At 71.6% G+C, this 14,943-nt stretch carries 16 protein-coding genes and 1 riboswitch; of the genes, 7 read left to right on the top strand and 9 right to left on the bottom strand.

What is annotated here, in order from left to right:
* Positions 1 to 36: 36 nt before the first annotated feature.
* Positions 37 to 699 carry a hypothetical protein gene (locus tag IH50_RS0121245; protein WP_030864485.1) on the top strand — a complete coding sequence of 221 codons (663 nt, stop codon included), beginning with the start codon at positions 37 to 39 and terminating at the stop codon, positions 697 to 699.
* Positions 700 to 709: 10 nt separating this feature from the next.
* On the top strand, positions 710 to 1,780 hold the full coding sequence (locus IH50_RS0121240) for a GNAT family N-acetyltransferase (RefSeq protein WP_030864482.1): 1,071 nt from the start codon (positions 710 to 712) through the stop codon (positions 1,778 to 1,780).
* On the opposite strand, the gene IH50_RS0121235 is transcribed toward IH50_RS0121240, so the two are convergent.
* The gene (locus IH50_RS0121235) at positions 1,762 to 2,040 is read right to left on the bottom strand and encodes a DUF4031 domain-containing protein (protein WP_030864479.1); all 279 of its coding nucleotides are present in this window, start codon (positions 2,038 to 2,040) and stop codon (positions 1,762 to 1,764) included. The genes IH50_RS0121240 and IH50_RS0121235 overlap by 19 nt on opposite strands.
* On the bottom strand, positions 2,037 to 2,450 hold the full coding sequence (locus IH50_RS0121230; protein WP_051767391.1) for a hypothetical protein: 414 nt from the start codon (positions 2,448 to 2,450) through the stop codon (positions 2,037 to 2,039). The genes IH50_RS0121235 and IH50_RS0121230 overlap by 4 nt, the downstream gene beginning before the upstream one ends.
* A gap of 68 nt (positions 2,451 to 2,518) precedes the next feature.
* On the opposite strand from IH50_RS0121230, the gene IH50_RS0121225 reads away from it, so the two are divergent.
* On the top strand, positions 2,519 to 3,448 hold the full coding sequence (locus tag IH50_RS0121225) for a MurR/RpiR family transcriptional regulator (RefSeq protein ID WP_037872648.1): 930 nt from the start codon (positions 2,519 to 2,521) through the stop codon (positions 3,446 to 3,448).
* 129 nt (positions 3,449 to 3,577) lie between these two features.
* Complete coding sequence (gene murQ / locus IH50_RS0121220) at positions 3,578 to 4,516, top strand: N-acetylmuramic acid 6-phosphate etherase (protein ID WP_030864470.1); 939 nt, start codon at positions 3,578 to 3,580, stop codon at positions 4,514 to 4,516.
* A gap of 18 nt (positions 4,517 to 4,534) precedes the next feature.
* Here murQ and IH50_RS0121215 read toward each other — a convergent pair whose 3' ends face one another.
* Positions 4,535 to 5,164, bottom strand: coding sequence for a hypothetical protein (locus IH50_RS0121215; RefSeq protein WP_030864467.1), 630 nt, complete (start codon positions 5,162 to 5,164; stop codon positions 4,535 to 4,537).
* Between the two features lie 101 nt (positions 5,165 to 5,265).
* Here IH50_RS0121215 and IH50_RS0121210 point away from each other — a divergent pair, with 101 nt between their 5' ends.
* Positions 5,266 to 5,835 carry a hypothetical protein gene (locus tag IH50_RS0121210; protein ID WP_030864464.1) on the top strand — a complete coding sequence of 190 codons (570 nt, stop codon included), beginning with the start codon at positions 5,266 to 5,268 and terminating at the stop codon, positions 5,833 to 5,835.
* 168 nt (positions 5,836 to 6,003) lie between these two features.
* Here the strand turns inward: IH50_RS0121210 and IH50_RS0121205 are convergent, their stop codons facing one another.
* Entirely contained in the window at positions 6,004 to 7,488 is a 1,485-nt protein-coding gene (locus tag IH50_RS0121205; RefSeq protein ID WP_030864462.1) for an MFS transporter, read from the bottom strand.
* A 172-nt stretch (positions 7,489 to 7,660) separates the two neighbouring features.
* Positions 7,661 to 8,791, bottom strand: a complete 1,131-nt coding sequence (locus tag IH50_RS0121200; RefSeq protein ID WP_030864460.1) for an NADH:flavin oxidoreductase — start codon at positions 8,789 to 8,791, stop codon at positions 7,661 to 7,663.
* 156 nt (positions 8,792 to 8,947) lie between these two features.
* Between IH50_RS0121200 and IH50_RS0121195 the strand changes: the two genes are divergently transcribed.
* Positions 8,948 to 9,304, top strand: a complete 357-nt coding sequence (locus IH50_RS0121195; protein WP_030864457.1) for a hypothetical protein — start codon at positions 8,948 to 8,950, stop codon at positions 9,302 to 9,304.
* Between the two features lie 82 nt (positions 9,305 to 9,386).
* Here the strand turns inward: IH50_RS0121195 and groL are convergent, their stop codons facing one another.
* From groL to thrC, 4 genes are all read right to left on the bottom strand, one after another.
* The gene (gene groL, locus IH50_RS0121190) at positions 9,387 to 11,009 is read right to left on the bottom strand and encodes a chaperonin GroEL (protein ID WP_030864456.1); all 1,623 of its coding nucleotides are present in this window, start codon (positions 11,007 to 11,009) and stop codon (positions 9,387 to 9,389) included.
* A gap of 346 nt (positions 11,010 to 11,355) precedes the next feature.
* Positions 11,356 to 11,559 carry a cold-shock protein gene (locus IH50_RS0121185; RefSeq protein ID WP_004929928.1) on the bottom strand — a complete coding sequence of 68 codons (204 nt, stop codon included), beginning with the start codon at positions 11,557 to 11,559 and terminating at the stop codon, positions 11,356 to 11,358.
* A 430-nt stretch (positions 11,560 to 11,989) separates the two neighbouring features.
* Positions 11,990 to 12,265, bottom strand: coding sequence for a ubiquitin-like small modifier protein 1 (locus IH50_RS0121180; RefSeq protein WP_030864454.1), 276 nt, complete (start codon positions 12,263 to 12,265; stop codon positions 11,990 to 11,992).
* A 108-nt stretch (positions 12,266 to 12,373) separates the two neighbouring features.
* Positions 12,374 to 13,663 carry a threonine synthase gene (gene thrC, locus IH50_RS0121175; RefSeq protein WP_030864452.1) on the bottom strand — a complete coding sequence of 430 codons (1,290 nt, stop codon included), beginning with the start codon at positions 13,661 to 13,663 and terminating at the stop codon, positions 12,374 to 12,376.
* A 17-nt stretch (positions 13,664 to 13,680) separates the two neighbouring features.
* Positions 13,681 to 13,828: riboswitch (SAM riboswitch) on the bottom strand.
* A gap of 140 nt (positions 13,829 to 13,968) precedes the next feature.
* Here thrC and IH50_RS0121170 point away from each other — a divergent pair.
* Positions 13,969 to 14,913, top strand: a complete 945-nt coding sequence (locus IH50_RS0121170; protein WP_030864451.1) for a glucosyl-3-phosphoglycerate synthase — start codon at positions 13,969 to 13,971, stop codon at positions 14,911 to 14,913.
* Positions 14,914 to 14,943 lie beyond the last annotated feature (30 nt).

Raw genomic sequence — 14,943 nt, 5'->3', positions numbered from 1 at the left:
GGCGTCGGCCCGGCGGCCGGGGCGGACAATGGGCCCATGGCCGACACCGACGCCCTGCGTGACCGCTGGCTGCTCACCCTCCTCTCGGCACGGGACGGCGCGTGCTTCCCCGCCCCGTACCGGTACGCCGACGCCCTGCTGCGCCGCTGGTCGGAGCCCCAGCGGCACTACCACACGCTCACCCACCTGACCGCCGTCCTGGACCACATCGACGAGCTGGAGGAGTACGCCGACGACCCGGACGTCGTACGGCTCGCCGCCTGGTTCCACGATGCGGTCTACCTGCCGGACCGGTCCACCAACGAGGAGCGGTCCGCCCGGCTCGCCGAGCGGGCGCTCCCCGAGGCCGGGGTGTCCGCGGAGAAGACCGCCGAGGTGGCCCGGCTGGTGCGGCTCACCGTCACGCACGACCCGGCCGACGACGACCGGGACGGGCAGGTGCTGTGCGACGCCGACCTGGCGATCCTCGCCGCGTCGCCGTCGTCGTACGCCGCCTACACCGCCGCCGTCCGCGAGGAGTACCACTTCGTGCCGAACGACGCGTTCCGCGCGGGACGGTCCGAGGTGCTACGGCAACTCCTCGCCCTGCCAAGGCTGTTCCGCACCCCCTACGGCCAGGAACACTGGGAGGCCACCGCCCGCCACAACATGCGCGGCGAGCTGGAAATGCTGTCGACCGCGCCCGCGCCGCCCGCCTAGCCTGCCCCGCATGCATGCTGTGGGAGCGGACCAGGTGGAGGAAGCCGTCGCGGACTGCGTGGCGGCGCTGGGGGCGGTCGTCGACCGGGACTGGACGGGGGTGAGGGCCGGGCGGCTGGAGTGGGACTGCCGGGAGACGGCGGTGCACATCGCGAGCGATCTCATCGCGTACGCGGGACAGCTCGCCGGGCGGGCGCAGGACGCGTACGTGCCCTTCGAGATCGCCCTCGACGAGGGCACCGACAACGCCGGCGCCCTGCAGACGATCGGGGCGACCGGCGCCCTGCTCGCCGCCGCCGTCCGCACCACCCCGCGCGCGGTCCGCGCCTTCCACCCGTACCCCTTCCGGCACGCGAACCGTGAGGGCTTCGCCGCGATGGGTATCGCCGAGGTGCTGCTGCACACGCACGACATCGCCGAGGGAATGGGCATCGGCTACGAGCCGCCGGCCGGGCTGGCCTCCTTCGTCCTCACCCGGATCTTCCCGCGGGTCCAGCCGGGGCCCACGCCGTGGCGGACGCTGCTGTGGGCCACCGGGCGCGGTGAACTGCCGGGGCGGGAGCCCGTCACCGGGTGGAAGTGGAACAACAACCTGGTGATACCGGCCGAGCGGCTCACCCTGGAGGGCGTCACCCCGGCGGTCGCGGCCGATCTGGCCGTGGGCGGCGAGGGCGGGTTCGACTGGCTCGGCCCGGGACCGTTCGAGGGCACGCGGACGGCCGCCGGGATGCTGCTCAAGCAGTACGAGGAGGGTGCGTTCCGGCCCGAGTGGGGGATGTTCGTACTGGTGCGCCGGGAGGACGACCGCGCGGTCGGCGGCATGGGCTTCCACCGGGCGCCCGACGAGAACGGCCGGGTGGAGATCGGCTACGACCTCACCGAGGCCGCCCGAGGCAACGGCTACGCCACCGAGGCGCTGCGCGCACTGTCGGCGTGGGCGCTGGGCCACGAGGAGGTGACGTCGGTGTACGCGAGGACCGACCCGGACAACCTCCCGTCCCAGGCCGTCATCACGCGCGCCGGTTTCACCCGGACCGAGGACGGCGACGAGGACGAGTTCGCCTACGAACTCCGCGGCTGAGTCGCGCCCTTGCGGCGCCGCAGCCCCGCCCCGTGCAGCAGCCGCACCACCTCACGGCTGCTGACCTCGACCGCCCCCGCGCGCACCGCGTCGGCGTACCGGTGGGCGGGGACGTCGTAGTGGTCGCGTTCGAAGGCGCGGCGGGGGACGCCCAGGCGGTCGGCGAAGGTGTGCAGTTCGTCGTAGGAGAGGTCGCTGACGAGGTGGGACCACATCCGGCCGTGGCCCGGCCAGGTGGGCGGGTCGATGTACACGGTCACGAGGGGGCCGATCCGCCCAGCCGGCCCACCGCCGCGACCTTCACACCCGCCTTGTGGCACACCCAGTGCGGATCGGGGCCGAGTTCCGGTTCCACGTCCAGCGCGTGCGGGTCGCCGGTGCCGCAGACCGGGCACAGCGGCCAGCGCCCGTGCCGCTCCAGCAGGGCGTCCTGTACGTCCTGGGCGACCAGGCCGGCGAGGAACCCGGCGCCGTCCGGCCACTGTTCCACCCACCAGCGCCGGTGCGTGACGGACTCCTCGACGAGGGAGACCACGTCCGCCGCGGCGACCTCGCGCGCGACCAGATCGGCGAGCACGAGGGCGCGCGCCGCGTGCAAGGCTTGTTCCAGGGGGCTGACCGGGCGGAGTCCGGGGGTGCCGGGTTCACCGGGCGGATCGTCGGGGGTCATGCCTCCATTGTGCGCACTCTTGACCGCACGACCGGAACGAAAATATCTTTCATACCGTGACCCGTGAAATGAAGGAAATTTTCGGGACCGGTCCGGGCGGCAGCACGCCCTCCCCTCCCGCGCCCGCCGCCTTGGCGGCCAAGGTGCGCACGCTGGCTCCGACGATGACCCGCTCCATGCAGCGGGTCGCCGAGGCCGTCGCCGACGACCCGGCCGGCTGCGCGGCCCTCACGGTCACCGGACTCGCCGAACTCACCGGCACCAGCGAGGCCACCGTCGTCCGCACCGCCCGCCTGCTCGGCTACCCCGGCTACCGCGATCTGCGCCTCGCCCTGGCCGGGCTCGCCGCCCAGCAGCAGTCCGGGCGCGCGCCCGCCATCACCACCGACATCGCGGTGGACGACCCCATAGCCGACGTCGTGGCGAAACTCGCCTACGACGAGCAGCAGACCCTCGCCGACACCGCGGCCGGACTGGACACCGTGCAGCTCGCGGCGGCCGTGGCCGCCCTGGCCGGGGCCCGGCGCACCGATGTGTACGGCGTCGGCGCGTCGGGGCTCGTCGCTCAGGACCTCACCCAGAAGCTGCTGCGCATAGGCCTGATGGCGCACGCCCACAGCGATCCGCACCTCGCCGTCACCAACGCGGTGCAGCTGCGGTCGGGCGACGTGGCGATCGCCATCACGCACTCCGGGTCGACCGGGGACGTCATCGAACCGCTCCGGGTCGCCTTCGAGCACGGGGCGACGACGGTGGCGGTCACCGGACGCCCGGACGGTCCCGTCACGCAGTACGCCGATCACGTCCTGACCACGTCCACGGCACGGGAGAGCGAGCTGCGGCCGGCCGCGATGTCGTCCCGGACGGGGCAGCTGCTGGTCGTGGACTGTCTGTTCGTGGGGGTCGCCCAGCGGACGTACGAGTCGGCGGCGCCGGCGCTGTCCGCGTCGTACGAGGCGTTGGCGCACCGGCACCGGGTGCTCCGCAAGGGGCCGTAGGGGTGCAGCGCCGTTCTCGACCGCGGACGGTCCGTGGCCGGCCGCGCCCCCGCGACGGTGACCGCGCACCGGACACGCCCCCGCGCCCCTGAAGGCAGGCCGCCCACCCCCGGACCGGAGAGATCCGCCATGAATCCCACCTCCCACCACCACGATCTCCGTGCCCAGTTGGAGACGCTGACCACCGAGGCGTTCCGGCCCGAGCTGGCGGACGTCGACCGGCTGCCGACGCTCGACATCGCGCGGCTGATGAACGGCGAGGACGCCACGGTGGCCGGTGCCGTGGCCGAGCAGGTACCGGCGATCGCCGCCGCCATCGACGCCGTCGCCGAGCGGATGGCCCGGGGCGGACGGCTGGTCTACGCGGGCGCGGGAACCGCCGGCCGGCTGGGGGTGCTGGACGCCTCCGAGTGCCCGCCGACCTTCAACACCGACCCGGCGCGGGTCGTCGGCCTGATCGCGGGCGGGCCCGACGCCATGGTCACCTCCGTGGAGGGCGCGGAGGACTCGCGCGACCTGGCCGAGGCCGACCTGGCCGCGCTGGAGCTGACCGCCGACGACACGGTGGTCGGTGTCTCCGCCTCCGGCCGCACCCCGTACGCGGTCGGCGCCGTCGCGTACGCCCGTGCGCGCGGCGCCCTCACCGTGGGCCTGGCCTGCAACCGCGGCAGCGCGCTGGCGGCGGCGGCCGAGCACGGCATCGAGGTCGTCGTGGGCCCGGAGTTCCTCACCGGCTCCACGCGCCTGAAGGCCGGTACGGCACAGAAGCTGGTGCTGAACATGCTGTCGACGATCACGATGATCCGGCTGGGCAAGACGTACGGGAACCTGATGGTCGACGTGCGGGCCTCCAACGAGAAGCTGCGCGCCCGCTCCCGCCGTATCGTCGCGCAGGCGACGGGCGCGGCGGACGACGTCGTCGAGCGGGCCCTGGCCGCCACGGACGGCGAGGTCAAGGACGCGATCCTGGTCGTCCTGGCGGACGTGGACGGCCCGACGGCCGCCCGCCTCCTCGCGGAGTCCGACGGCCACCTGCGGGCGGCGCTCGCCCGGGCCCAGTCCGGCTGAGACCCCGGGGACGAGCGGCTACCCCCTGCGGCGCAGGCCCCCGTACAGCACACCGCCGGCGACGAGGAGCGTCAGACCGGCCGTGCTCGCGAGGGTGATCCCCGCGGTGCTTCCCTGACCGGGACCGTCCGGCAGCCGGGGGTCGAGCAGACCGAGCGGGTCCTCGCGGACCACGACCCGGTCCCCCGGTTCCGCCTGCCCGAAGCAGTTCTCCCGCTGGGAGACCTCGTACGTCCTGCGTTCCCCGCCCAGTTCGCGGACCGTGCAGAACATGTCCGGGCCGCGCCGCTGGTCCCGGTCGACGACCCCGGTCACCACGGCGTCCACCGGCTCGCCCACGGTCCGCATGTAGCCGTCGTACATCGCGGACCCGGCGAACAGCGGCAGGGCGAAGCCGGCGCAGCAGACGAGGACGGCGGCGCCGGCCCGGTGCCAGATGCCGCCGACCAGACATCCGGCGACGGCGACGGCCGCCAGCATGATCACGACGCCGAGCCAGACGGACCACGGGTTGACGGCGGCGCTGAACAGCAGCGCGACCGTCAGCGCGAACGCCCACAGCACCGAGTTCAGGACCACCCCACGACCGGACCGGCCCCCGGGCCCGCCACCGGAGAACTCCACCGCCACCGGCTCGATTCCGTTCATGCCCCCGCACCCTTCGACGACCGCCCGTTCGACCAGGCATCGTAGATGCTCGCCCTTGGGTGCACGCTGGGATACTGGACCGACCCCTACGGAGAACCACCATGAACCACGCGCAGCTCACCGCCCTGGGCCGCGCCCTGCGCGTGCTCGGGGAGCACGGCGAGGCGCTGTCCGCCGACACCCCCGACGCCCGGCTGCACGAAGTGAAGGACGACCTGAAGCGGGCCCTGGACCTGCTGGAGGAGAGCGTCACCACGGCCGCGCCCCGTACGCGCTGCGCCGAGCACCCGGCCGGACCGGTCGACAAGAGCGCCCCCGACCTGTGCCTGCTCTGCGAGACCCGGCGCCGCGCCGCCCGCCGCGCCGAGTTCAACGGCCCGGCCCCGCAGGCCCGGCCCGCCGAGCCCGCGCCGTCCCGGTACGGGGTGCGCGCGGACCGGCCGCAGCCGCAGCAGCGCTGGCTGCCGGAGCTGTGGAACGGACAGGCGTGGCAGCTGTGCGGCACCCCGCGCCGGGACCGGCGCGAGGCGGAGCTGTACATCGCGGCCCAGCGGCGCGGGCCCCGGGCCGCCATGGCGTACCGGATCGTGCACGAGTTCACCGACTACGAGGTGCTGCGCGTGTGGGGGACGCCGGTGCGGGTCGACATCGAGCCGATGGGCAATCTCTGAGCCCGTCCGGAGCCGGCCCTCTCCCCCGCCTCCGCGGCCCGGCCCCCCGGGGACGTTCCCGGGGCTCGTCCGGAGCGCCCCGTCGGCCGCGTCCGGCCGCCGTGACGGCGAACGGCCGCCGCCCGGGAGGATTCCGGGGCGGCGGCCGTCGGCCGCGGTGCGCCGCGCCTACGCCTTGGAGGCCACCCCCGTGGGCTCCTCGGTCAGGCCCTCCGCGGCGGCGTGCGCGGCCGCCGCGGCCGGCCGGCGCGGGATGAAGGCGGCGATGGCGAAGCCGATGAGCGCGGCCCCGGCGCCGAGTGCCAGGACGGTGCGGAAGCCGTCCTCGCTGGGCAGCGCGTACGAGCCGAACCGCGTGGTCATCTGCGCCAGGACGACACCGGCGACGGCGCTGGCGACGGAGGTGCCGATGGAGCGCATCAGGGTGTTGAGGCTGTTGGCGGCGCCGGTCTCGGAGGCGGGCACCGCGCCCATGATGAGGGCGGGCATCGCGCCGTAGGTGAAGCCGATGCCGGCGCCGATGACGCAGGACGCCAGCACGAAGTGCCAGACCTCGCTCATGAGCAGGACGTTCAGGCCGTAGCCGGTGGCCACGATCAGGGCGCCGATCATCAGCGTCACCTTCGGGCCCTTGGCGCGGGAGACCAGCGCGGAGACGGGGGCCAGCGCCATCATCACCAGACCGGACGGGGCCATGACCAGTCCGGCGGCGAGCAGGGACTGGCCGAGGCCGTAGCCGGTCTGCTCGGGCAGCTGGAGCAGCTGCGGGATGACCAGGGACATGGAGAACATGCCGAAGCCGATCGCCACCGAGGCGAGGTTGGTGATCAGCACCTGGGGGCGGGCGGTGGTGCGCAGGTCCACCAGCGGCTGGTCGACGCGCAGTTCGAAGAAGCCCCATGCCAGCAGGACGACGACGGCCGCCGCGAACAGACCGAGGGTGGTGCCGCTGCCCCAGCCCCAGTCGGCGCCCTTGGAGATCGCCAGCAGCAGGCAGACGAGTCCGGTCGCCATGCCGGCCGCGCCGGCCAGGTCGAACCGTCCGCCGGTGCGCACCTTCGACTCCGGTACGAGGACCACCACCAGGAGCAGGGCGACGACACCGAGGGCGGCGGAGGTCCAGAACAGCGCGTGCCAGTCGAAGTTGTCGGCGATCAGTGCGGCGGCGGGCAGGCCGAGGGCGCCGCCGACGCCGAGCGAGGCGCTGATCATCGCGGTGGCCGAGCCGAGCCTCTCCGCGGGCAGTTCGTCGCGCAGGATGCTGATGCCGAGCGGGATCACACCGGACGACAGGCCCTGCAGGGCACGGCCGACGATCATCGGGACCAGGGAGTCGCTGAGTCCGGCGACGACGGAGCCGACGACCAGCATGGCCATGCTGACCAGCAGCATGCGGCGCTTGCCGTACATGTCGCCGAGGCGGCCCATGACCGGGGTGGCGACGGCGGCGGCGAGCAGGGTGGCGGTGATGGCCCAGGCGGTGTCCGATGCCGAGGCGTTCAGGTACTGCGGCAGTTGCCCCACGATCGGGATCACCAGGGTCTGCATCAGCGAGACCACGATGCCGCCGAAGGCCAGTACGGGCACCACGGCACCGGTCTTGGGCGGCGCGGCGGTGCCGGGCGTGGGGGAACGGTCGAGTGCGTCGGACATGAAGGAGGTCTCCGTCGGGACTCGGGCCAGTACTTGACTCAGGCAACTTTAAGGCGATTGATTGACTTAAGCAAATTAAAAACGGGTGACATGCGGATGGCGCCCCCGCGTCCGGGAGCGCCATCGGCCGACTCGGACCGGCGCCTTCACGAAGGCGCCGGTCCGTACGACATCAGCTCAGCGTCTGCAGGGACGCCGCCTCGTACGGCGTCAGCTCGTCGAAGCGGCCGGCCAGCACCTTGGCCGCCCACTCCGGGTCCTGGAGCAGCGCGCGGCCCACGGCGACGAGGTCGAACTCGTCCCGCTCCATCCGGTCGAGCAGGTTGTCGATGCTGCCGAGCTCGGCGCCCTGCCCCTGGAAGGCCTTGAGGAACTCGCCGTTCAGGCCGACGGAGCCGACGGTGATGGCGGGCCTGCCGGTCAGCTTCTTCGTCCAGCCGGCCAGGTTGAGGTCGGAGTCGTCGAACTCCGGGAGCCAGTAGCGGCGCGTGGACGCGTGGAAGGCGTCGACACCGGCCTCGGCGAGCGGGGCGAGGATCGCCTCCAGCTCCTGGGGCGTCTCGGCGAGCCGGGCGTCGTAGGCGTCCTGCTTCCACTGCGAGTACCGGAAGACGACCGGGAACTCGGGCGACACGGCGTCGCGCACCGCCGCCACGATCTCCGCCGCGAACCGGGCACGGGCCACCGGGTCGCCGCCGTAGGCGTCGGTGCGGCGGTTGGTGCCGGACCACAGGAACTGGTCGATGAGGTAGCCGTGGGCGCCGTGCAGCTCCACGCCGTCGAAGCCGATGCGCTCGGCGTCGGCGGCGGCCCGGGCGAACGCGCCGACGACATCGTCGATGTCGGCCTGCGTCATCGCCTTCCCCTTGCCCTCGGTGCCGTCCGTGCGCACCCCGGACGGACCGACCGCCGGAGCCTCCGGGTACGGCGCCTGGCCCTGCTCGCGGACCATGCCGATGTGCCAGAGCTGCGGCACGATCGTGCCGCCCGCCGCGTGCACCGCCTCGGCGACCTTCGCCCAGCCCGCGAGCTGCTCCTCCCCGTGGAACCGCGGCACCCGGTCGCTCAGCCCGGCCGACTCGTGGCCGACGTACGTGCCCTCGGTGACGATCAGGCCGACACCGGCCGCGGCACGGCGCGAGTAGTACGACACCACGTCCTCACCGGGCACGCCGCCCGGCGAGAACATCCGGGTCATCGGCGCCATGGCGATGCGGTTGGGGACGGTCAGGCCGTTGATCGTGACGGGCCGGGAGAGAATCGCGGCCGCTCGGGCGGCGGTGTCCGGGGAGGTGACGGTCACGTGGGGGCTCCTTCGCTTCGAATACCGGTCAGTATGTGTACGCGCATTAAATGCACGTTCAGTGCCAACCGGGAAGCGGGGAGGGGCATTCCCCTTCGGGCCCGGGCGTGACTCCGGTCACGGGACGCCTCCCGCGCACCGGGGTACGGTCGCCCGATGAGAACACGCCTGCTGCGTTTCGGCCTCTACGCGGACGACGAAGGGCTGGCATGGGCCGGCTCGGTCGTCGACCGGGCCCTGGCGCACCGGAGCGCCCGGATCGTCGGCCGGGACGTCGCCCGCACGCTCCCCGGCAGCGGGATGACGACCGCCGAGCTCTACGACCACCTGGCGGAACAGTGGGCCTGGGAGCACCCGGGCCGAAGCGCCGGCGCACGCGAGCCGGTCGAGCTGCGCGTCCGCCTGGTGTGCTCGCTGCGGACCTGGCGGGCGGTCCGCAAGGCGGTGCTGCGGGGCCTGTGCCCGCAGGGCGCGGCACCGCACGTCTGCCGCGTGCCGTGGTGCGCCGCCTGAAACGACCGAGGGCGGCACCCCCTGCCGGAACAGGGGGTGCCGCCCTCGGTCGTACGACGGACGGATCCGATCCTCGGAAGGATCAGAAGTCCATGTCACCGCCCGGCATGCCGCCGCCGGCCGGGGCCGCGGCCTTCTCCGGCTTGTCGGCGATGACGGCCTCGGTGGTGAGGAACAGCGCGGCGATGGAGGCGGCGTTCTGCAGCGCGGAACGGGTCACCTTCGCCGGGTCGATGATGCCCTCGGCGATCATGTCGACGTACTCGCCGGTCGCGGCGTTCAGGCCGTGGCCGACCGTGAGGTTGCGGACCTTCTCCACGACGACGCCGCCCTCGAGACCACCGTTGACGGCGATCTGCTTCAGCGGGGCCTCCAGCGCGAGCTTCACGGCGTTGGCGCCGGTCGCCTCGTCACCGTCGAGCTCCAGCTTCTCGAAGACCTGGGAGGCCTGCAGCAGGGCCACGCCACCACCGGCGACGATGCCCTCCTCGACGGCCGCCTTGGCGTTGCGCACGGCGTCCTCGATGCGGTGCTTGCGCTCCTTGAGCTCCACCTCGGTGGCGGCACCGGCCTTGATGACCGCGACACCGCCGGCGAGCTTCGCCAGGCGCTCCTGCAGCTTCTCGCGGTCGTAGTCCGAGTCGCTGTTCTCGATCTCGGCGCGGATCTGGTTCACGCGGCCCTGGACCTGGTCGGCCGAGCCCGAACCGTCGACGATGGTGGTCTCGTCCTTGGTGATGACCACCTTGCGGGCCTTGCCCAGCAGGTCGAGGGTGGCGTTCTCCAGCTTGAGGCCGACCTCCTCGGAGATGACCTCGCCGCCCGTGAGGATGGCGATGTCGCCGAGCATGGCCTTGCGGCGGTCGCCGAAGCCCGGGGCCTTGACGGCGACGGACTTGAAGGTGCCGCGGATCTTGTTGACGACCAGGGTCGACAGGGCCTCGCCCTCGACGTCCTCGGCGATGATCAGCAGCGGCTTGCCCGACTGCATGACCTTCTCCAGGAGCGGGAGCAGGTCCTTGACGTTGGAGATCTTGGAGTTCGCGATCAGGATGTACGGGTCGTCGAGGACGGCCTCCATACGCTCCATGTCGGTGGCGAAGTACGCCGAGATGTAGCCCTTGTCGAAGCGCATACCCTCGGTGAGCTCCAGCTCCAGACCGAAGGTCTGGGACTCCTCGACGGTGATGACGCCTTCCTTGCCGACCTTGTCCATGGCCTCGGCGATCAGCTCGCCGATCTGGGTGTCGGCGGCGGAGATGGAGGCCGTGGAGGCGATCTGCTCCTTGGTCTCGACATCCTTCGCCTGCTCCAGCAGGGCACCGGAGACGGCCTCGACGGCCTTCTCGATACCGCGCTTCAGAGCCATCGGGTTGGCACCGGCGGCCACGTTGCGCAGACCCTCGCGCACCAGGGCCTGGGCGAGGACGGTCGCGGTGGTCGTACCGTCACCGGCGACGTCGTCCGTCTTCTTCGCGACTTCCTTGACCAGCTCGGCGCCGATCTTCTCGTACGGGTCCTCGAGCTCGATCTCCTTGGCGATGGACACACCATCGTTGGTGATCGTGGGGGCGCCCCACTTCTTCTCGAGGACGACGTTGCGGCCCTTGGGGCCGAGCGTCACCTTGACGGCGTCCGCGAGCTGGTTCATGCCGCGCTCGAGGCCGCGCCGCGCCTCCTCGTCGAACGCGATGATCTTGGCCATGTGAAGTGGTCCCTCCAGGACTGGGGGTGATTCCTTCGGACCGCGCCCGCGCCCGCGACGGACGGCTCGCCGGCCCCGTGGTTCCTTGCCCCACACGGCCCGCGGGCCTCACCGACCCGGTCCTTCGTTGTCACTCTCACCTTCAGAGTGCTAACGCCAATGATTAGCACTCGACCCATGCGAGTGCAAGCGCCCATGGGGAGTACACGGGGCGCCCGGCCACCCGCGGACGCCCCTCGGCCACCCGCGGGCACCGCTCGACCGCCCGCGGGCACGGCGAAGGGCCCGCACCCCTGAGGGGTGCGGGCCCTTGGCCGGCAGAAGATGCTTGCGGCTGATAGCGCGTTCAGGCGCTGAGACGGACCATGTCGGCCTGTGGGCCCTTCTGACCCTGCGAGATCTCGAACTCGACCCGCTGGCCTTCTTCGAGGGTGCGGTAGCCGTCCATCTGAATCGCGCTGTAGTGGACGAAAACATCCGCACCACCGTCGACCGCGATGAAGCCGTACCCCTTCTCCGCGTTGAACCACTTGACGGTGCCCTGAGCCATGCCTAACTCCCCTATTACTGGCCCTTGCACAGATCCACACTTCGCGGATCCGGGTCAGACCTCACCCCCCAACGGTTGGGGGCGTGCGCCGGAACGCGTCGACCGCGGCTGAATGTATCTGTCCAACTGCCGTCTGCAACAGGTCAATCGGACGAGAAATCTGGACGACGCCGGTCCGGAATGTGGCGAGAATTCGCCGTATTCCAGGGCAAGTCGGGCCACGCAAAGGCCACAAATGCCGCGAAGAGTGCCCGCACTTTGGCTACATCCAGTCGGGCCCGCGGCAGGAATTCAATGTTTCCGATCAAGGGATCAGGAGCGTGTTCCCCAACTCTACCGCGCTCAATCCCATGGAATTGCCCCCTCCGCTTCTCTCACGGAGGGGGCCGCGTCCTCAACGCTCGGTGACCGTCATTACCGAAGGTAATGATCAGCCGCCGGCCACCGCCGGAATGATCGACACGCCGGCCCCGTCCGGGGTGGCCGTCTCGAGCCCCTGCTCGAACCGCACGTCGTCGTCGTTGACATAGACGTTCACGAACCGCCGCAGCTTGCCCTGATCGTCCAGCACCCGGGCGGCGATCCCGGTGTGGTTCTTCTCCAGATCCGAGATGACCTCGCCAAGGGTCGCCCCTTCGGCACTCACTTCGGCCTGCCCACCGGTGTAGGTACGCAGGATGGTGGGGATGCGGACAGTAACGCTCACTTTGAAACCTCCGGAAGGGACAGCACCCTAGGGGCGCAGGGCTGTATTGACATGCGGCTACCGCCGCGTGGGCGCGACCAGCCACAACGGACCGGCAGACGAAACGACTCAGCCGAGCCCGGCCTCACGGAACGACTCCAGGGTGGGACGAATGGTCGCAGTCATCCCCGTACCGGCCACCGCATCCAACGTCTTCAGACCATCCCCGGTGTTCAGCACCACCGTGGTCAAAGACGGGTCGAGCACCCCGCTCTCCAGCAGCTTCTTGGTGACCCCCACGGTCACACCCCCGGCGGTCTCCGCGAAGATCCCCTCCGTACGCGCCAGCAGCTTGATCGCGTCGACGATCTGCCCGTCGTTCACGTCCTCCACCGCCCCGCCCGTCCGACGGGCGATGTCCAGCACGTACGGCCCGTCCGCCGGGTTCCCGATCGCCAGCGACTTGGCGATCGTGTCCGGCTTCTGCGGACGGACGACGTCGTGCCCCGCCTTGTAGGCGGTGGACACCGGCGAGCACCCCTCGGCCTGCGCGCCGAAGATCTTGTACGGCCTGTCCTCGACCAGCCCGAGCTTGATGAGCTCCTGCAGCCCCTTGTCGATCTTCGTGAGCTGCGAGCCGGACGCGATCGGGATCACGATCTGGTCCGGGAGCCGCCAGCCGAGCTGCTCGCAGATCTCGTACGCGAGGGTCTTGGACCCCTCCGCGTAGTACGGCCGCAGGTTGACGTTGACGAAGCCCCAGCCCTCACCGGCCGGGTCGCCGATCAGCTCGGAGCAGAAGCGGTTCACGTCGTCGTAGTTGCCCTCGATGCCGACGAGTTCACCGCCGTAGACGGCGGCCATGACGACCTTGCCCTGCTCCAGGTCGTGCGGGATGAACACGCAGGACCGGAAGCCGGCGCGGGCCGCGGCGGCGCCGACGGCGCCGGCGAGGTTGCCGGTGGAGGAGCAGGAGAGGGTGGTGAAGCCGAAGGCGCGGGCGGCCTCGATGGCCTGGGCGACGACACGGTCCTTGAAGGAGTGCGTCGGGTTGCCGGAGTCGTCCTTGACGAACAGCTTGCCGGCGTCGACGCCCAGCTCACGCGCCAGGTTGTCGGTCTGGACGAGCTTGGTCCAGCCGGGGTTGATGTTCGGCTTGGTCGCCACGTCCGCCGGGACGGGCAGCAGCGGCGCGTAGCGCCAGATGTTCGCGGGTCCCGCCTCGATCCGCTTGCGGAGCTCCTCGGTGTCGTAGGCCGAGAAGTCGTAGGCGATCTCCAGCGGGCCGAAACACTCCTCGCAGGCGAAGACGGGGCCGAGGGGGACGCGGTGCCCGCATTCGCGGCAGGAGAGCGCCGCGGCGGGGCCGAGGTCTACGGAGGCGGAATCGGTGGCGCTTGCAACGGTCTGCACAGCCATGGAGGCGAGGCCCTTTCTCCTCATCTTCCTCACGACGCACCTCGCCGTGAGACGGATTTGGCACCTTCCCTAGCCGGGAGCCTCGCCACGTCTATGTGACAAGAACCGACTGGAGGGTTGCCGGGGCTTCATCGGGCCGTATCCCTCTGCCCCTCTGGATGAGCGGTGTTCAGTTGTCGTCCGCGCGGTGACCCCGGCATGCGGGGGGCATCGGCGTTGTTCAAGACTGTAACCGAAGGCCTGCATGGTTGAGATAGTCGTCCGCACCGCGAGATGGATCACAGGCCAGTGAGGAGTCCGGGACCGTGCTGGAAGAAGTCGAGCGCTGGCTGACCGACCGGTCCTGGTCGGTGGCCGACCGCCCGCTCCACCGGATCCTGGCGGCGAAACGCGCGACGGGACAGACGGTGAGCGTGGTGCTGCCCGCGCTCGACGAGGAGGCGACGGTCGGCGAGATCGTGTCGGTGATCCGGCACGACCTGGTGCTCCAGGTCCCGCTGGTCGACGAGGTGGTGGTGGTCGACTCGGGTTCGGCCGACCGCACGGCCGAGGTGGCGGCGGCCGCGGGCGCGCGCGTGGTGCACCGGGACACGATCCTGCCCCGGATACCGGCGGTGCCCGGCAAGGGCGAGGTGCTGTGGCGCTCCCTGCTCGTCACCCGCGGCGACATCGTGTGCTTCGTCGACGCGGATCTGCGGGAGTTCTCCTCCGACTTCGTCTCCGGCATCGTCGGCCCGCTGCTCACCGAGCCGGACGTGCAGCTGGTCAAGGCCATGTACGACCGCCCGCTCGGCTCGGCGGCCGGTCAGGGCGGCCGGGTCACGGAGCTGATGGCCCGCCCGCTGCTGAACATGCACTGGCCCCGGCTGGCCGGCTTCGTCCAGCCGCTCGGCGGCGAGTACGCGGCCCGCCGGAGCCTGCTGGAACAGCTCCCGTTCCCGGTCGGGTACGGCGTCGAGCTCGGCATGCTGGTCGACGCCCTGCACCTGGTCGGCCTGGACGCCCTCGCCCAGGTCGACGTCGGCGTGCGCGTCCACCGCCACCAGGACGGCCAGGCCCTCGGCCGGATGGCCGCCGCGATCTACCGCACCGCCCAGCTCCGCCTGGCCCGCGGCCATCTGATCCGGCCCTCCCTCACCCAGTTCGAGCGGGCGGGCGACGCCTTCGAACCCCGCACGTACTCCGTCGACACGGAGGAGCGGCCGCCGATGACGGAGATCGCGGAGTACCGGGCACGGCGGGTGGCCTGACCCGTATACGGCCGATCTTGTGCGTTTGAG

The organism is Streptomyces sp. NRRL S-37 (genome assembly GCF_000721605.1).
Taxonomy (GTDB): Bacteria; Actinomycetota; Actinomycetes; order Streptomycetales; family Streptomycetaceae; genus Streptomyces.
This window is presented reverse-complemented; position numbering and strand designations above follow the sequence as displayed.

Excerpts from the sequence above, each read along its gene's own strand:
- IH50_RS0121195 (WP_030864457.1), top strand. The coding sequence starts at position 8,948 with ATGAGAACACGCCTGCTGCGTTTCGGCCTCTACGCGGACGACGAAGGG.
- IH50_RS0121240 (WP_030864482.1), top strand. The coding sequence starts at position 710 with ATGCATGCTGTGGGAGCGGACCAGGTGGAGGAAGCCGTCGCGGACTGC.
- IH50_RS0121210 (WP_030864464.1), top strand. The coding sequence starts at position 5,266 with ATGAACCACGCGCAGCTCACCGCCCTGGGCCGCGCCCTGCGCGTGCTC.
- murQ (WP_030864470.1), top strand. The coding sequence starts at position 3,578 with ATGAATCCCACCTCCCACCACCACGATCTCCGTGCCCAGTTGGAGACG.
- IH50_RS0121225 (WP_037872648.1), top strand. The coding sequence starts at position 2,519 with ATGAAGGAAATTTTCGGGACCGGTCCGGGCGGCAGCACGCCCTCCCCT.
- IH50_RS0121245 (WP_030864485.1), top strand. The coding sequence starts at position 37 with ATGGCCGACACCGACGCCCTGCGTGACCGCTGGCTGCTCACCCTCCTC.
- IH50_RS0121215 (WP_030864467.1), bottom strand. The coding sequence starts at position 5,164 with ATGAACGGAATCGAGCCGGTGGCGGTGGAGTTCTCCGGTGGCGGGCCC.
- thrC (WP_030864452.1), bottom strand. The coding sequence starts at position 13,663 with ATGGCTGTGCAGACCGTTGCAAGCGCCACCGATTCCGCCTCCGTAGAC.
- groL (WP_030864456.1), bottom strand. The coding sequence starts at position 11,009 with ATGGCCAAGATCATCGCGTTCGACGAGGAGGCGCGGCGCGGCCTCGAG.
- IH50_RS0121230 (WP_051767391.1), bottom strand. The coding sequence starts at position 2,450 with ATGACCCCCGACGATCCGCCCGGTGAACCCGGCACCCCCGGACTCCGC.
- IH50_RS0121205 (WP_030864462.1), bottom strand. The coding sequence starts at position 7,488 with ATGTCCGACGCACTCGACCGTTCCCCCACGCCCGGCACCGCCGCGCCG.
- IH50_RS0121185 (WP_004929928.1), bottom strand. The coding sequence starts at position 11,559 with ATGGCTCAGGGCACCGTCAAGTGGTTCAACGCGGAGAAGGGGTACGGC.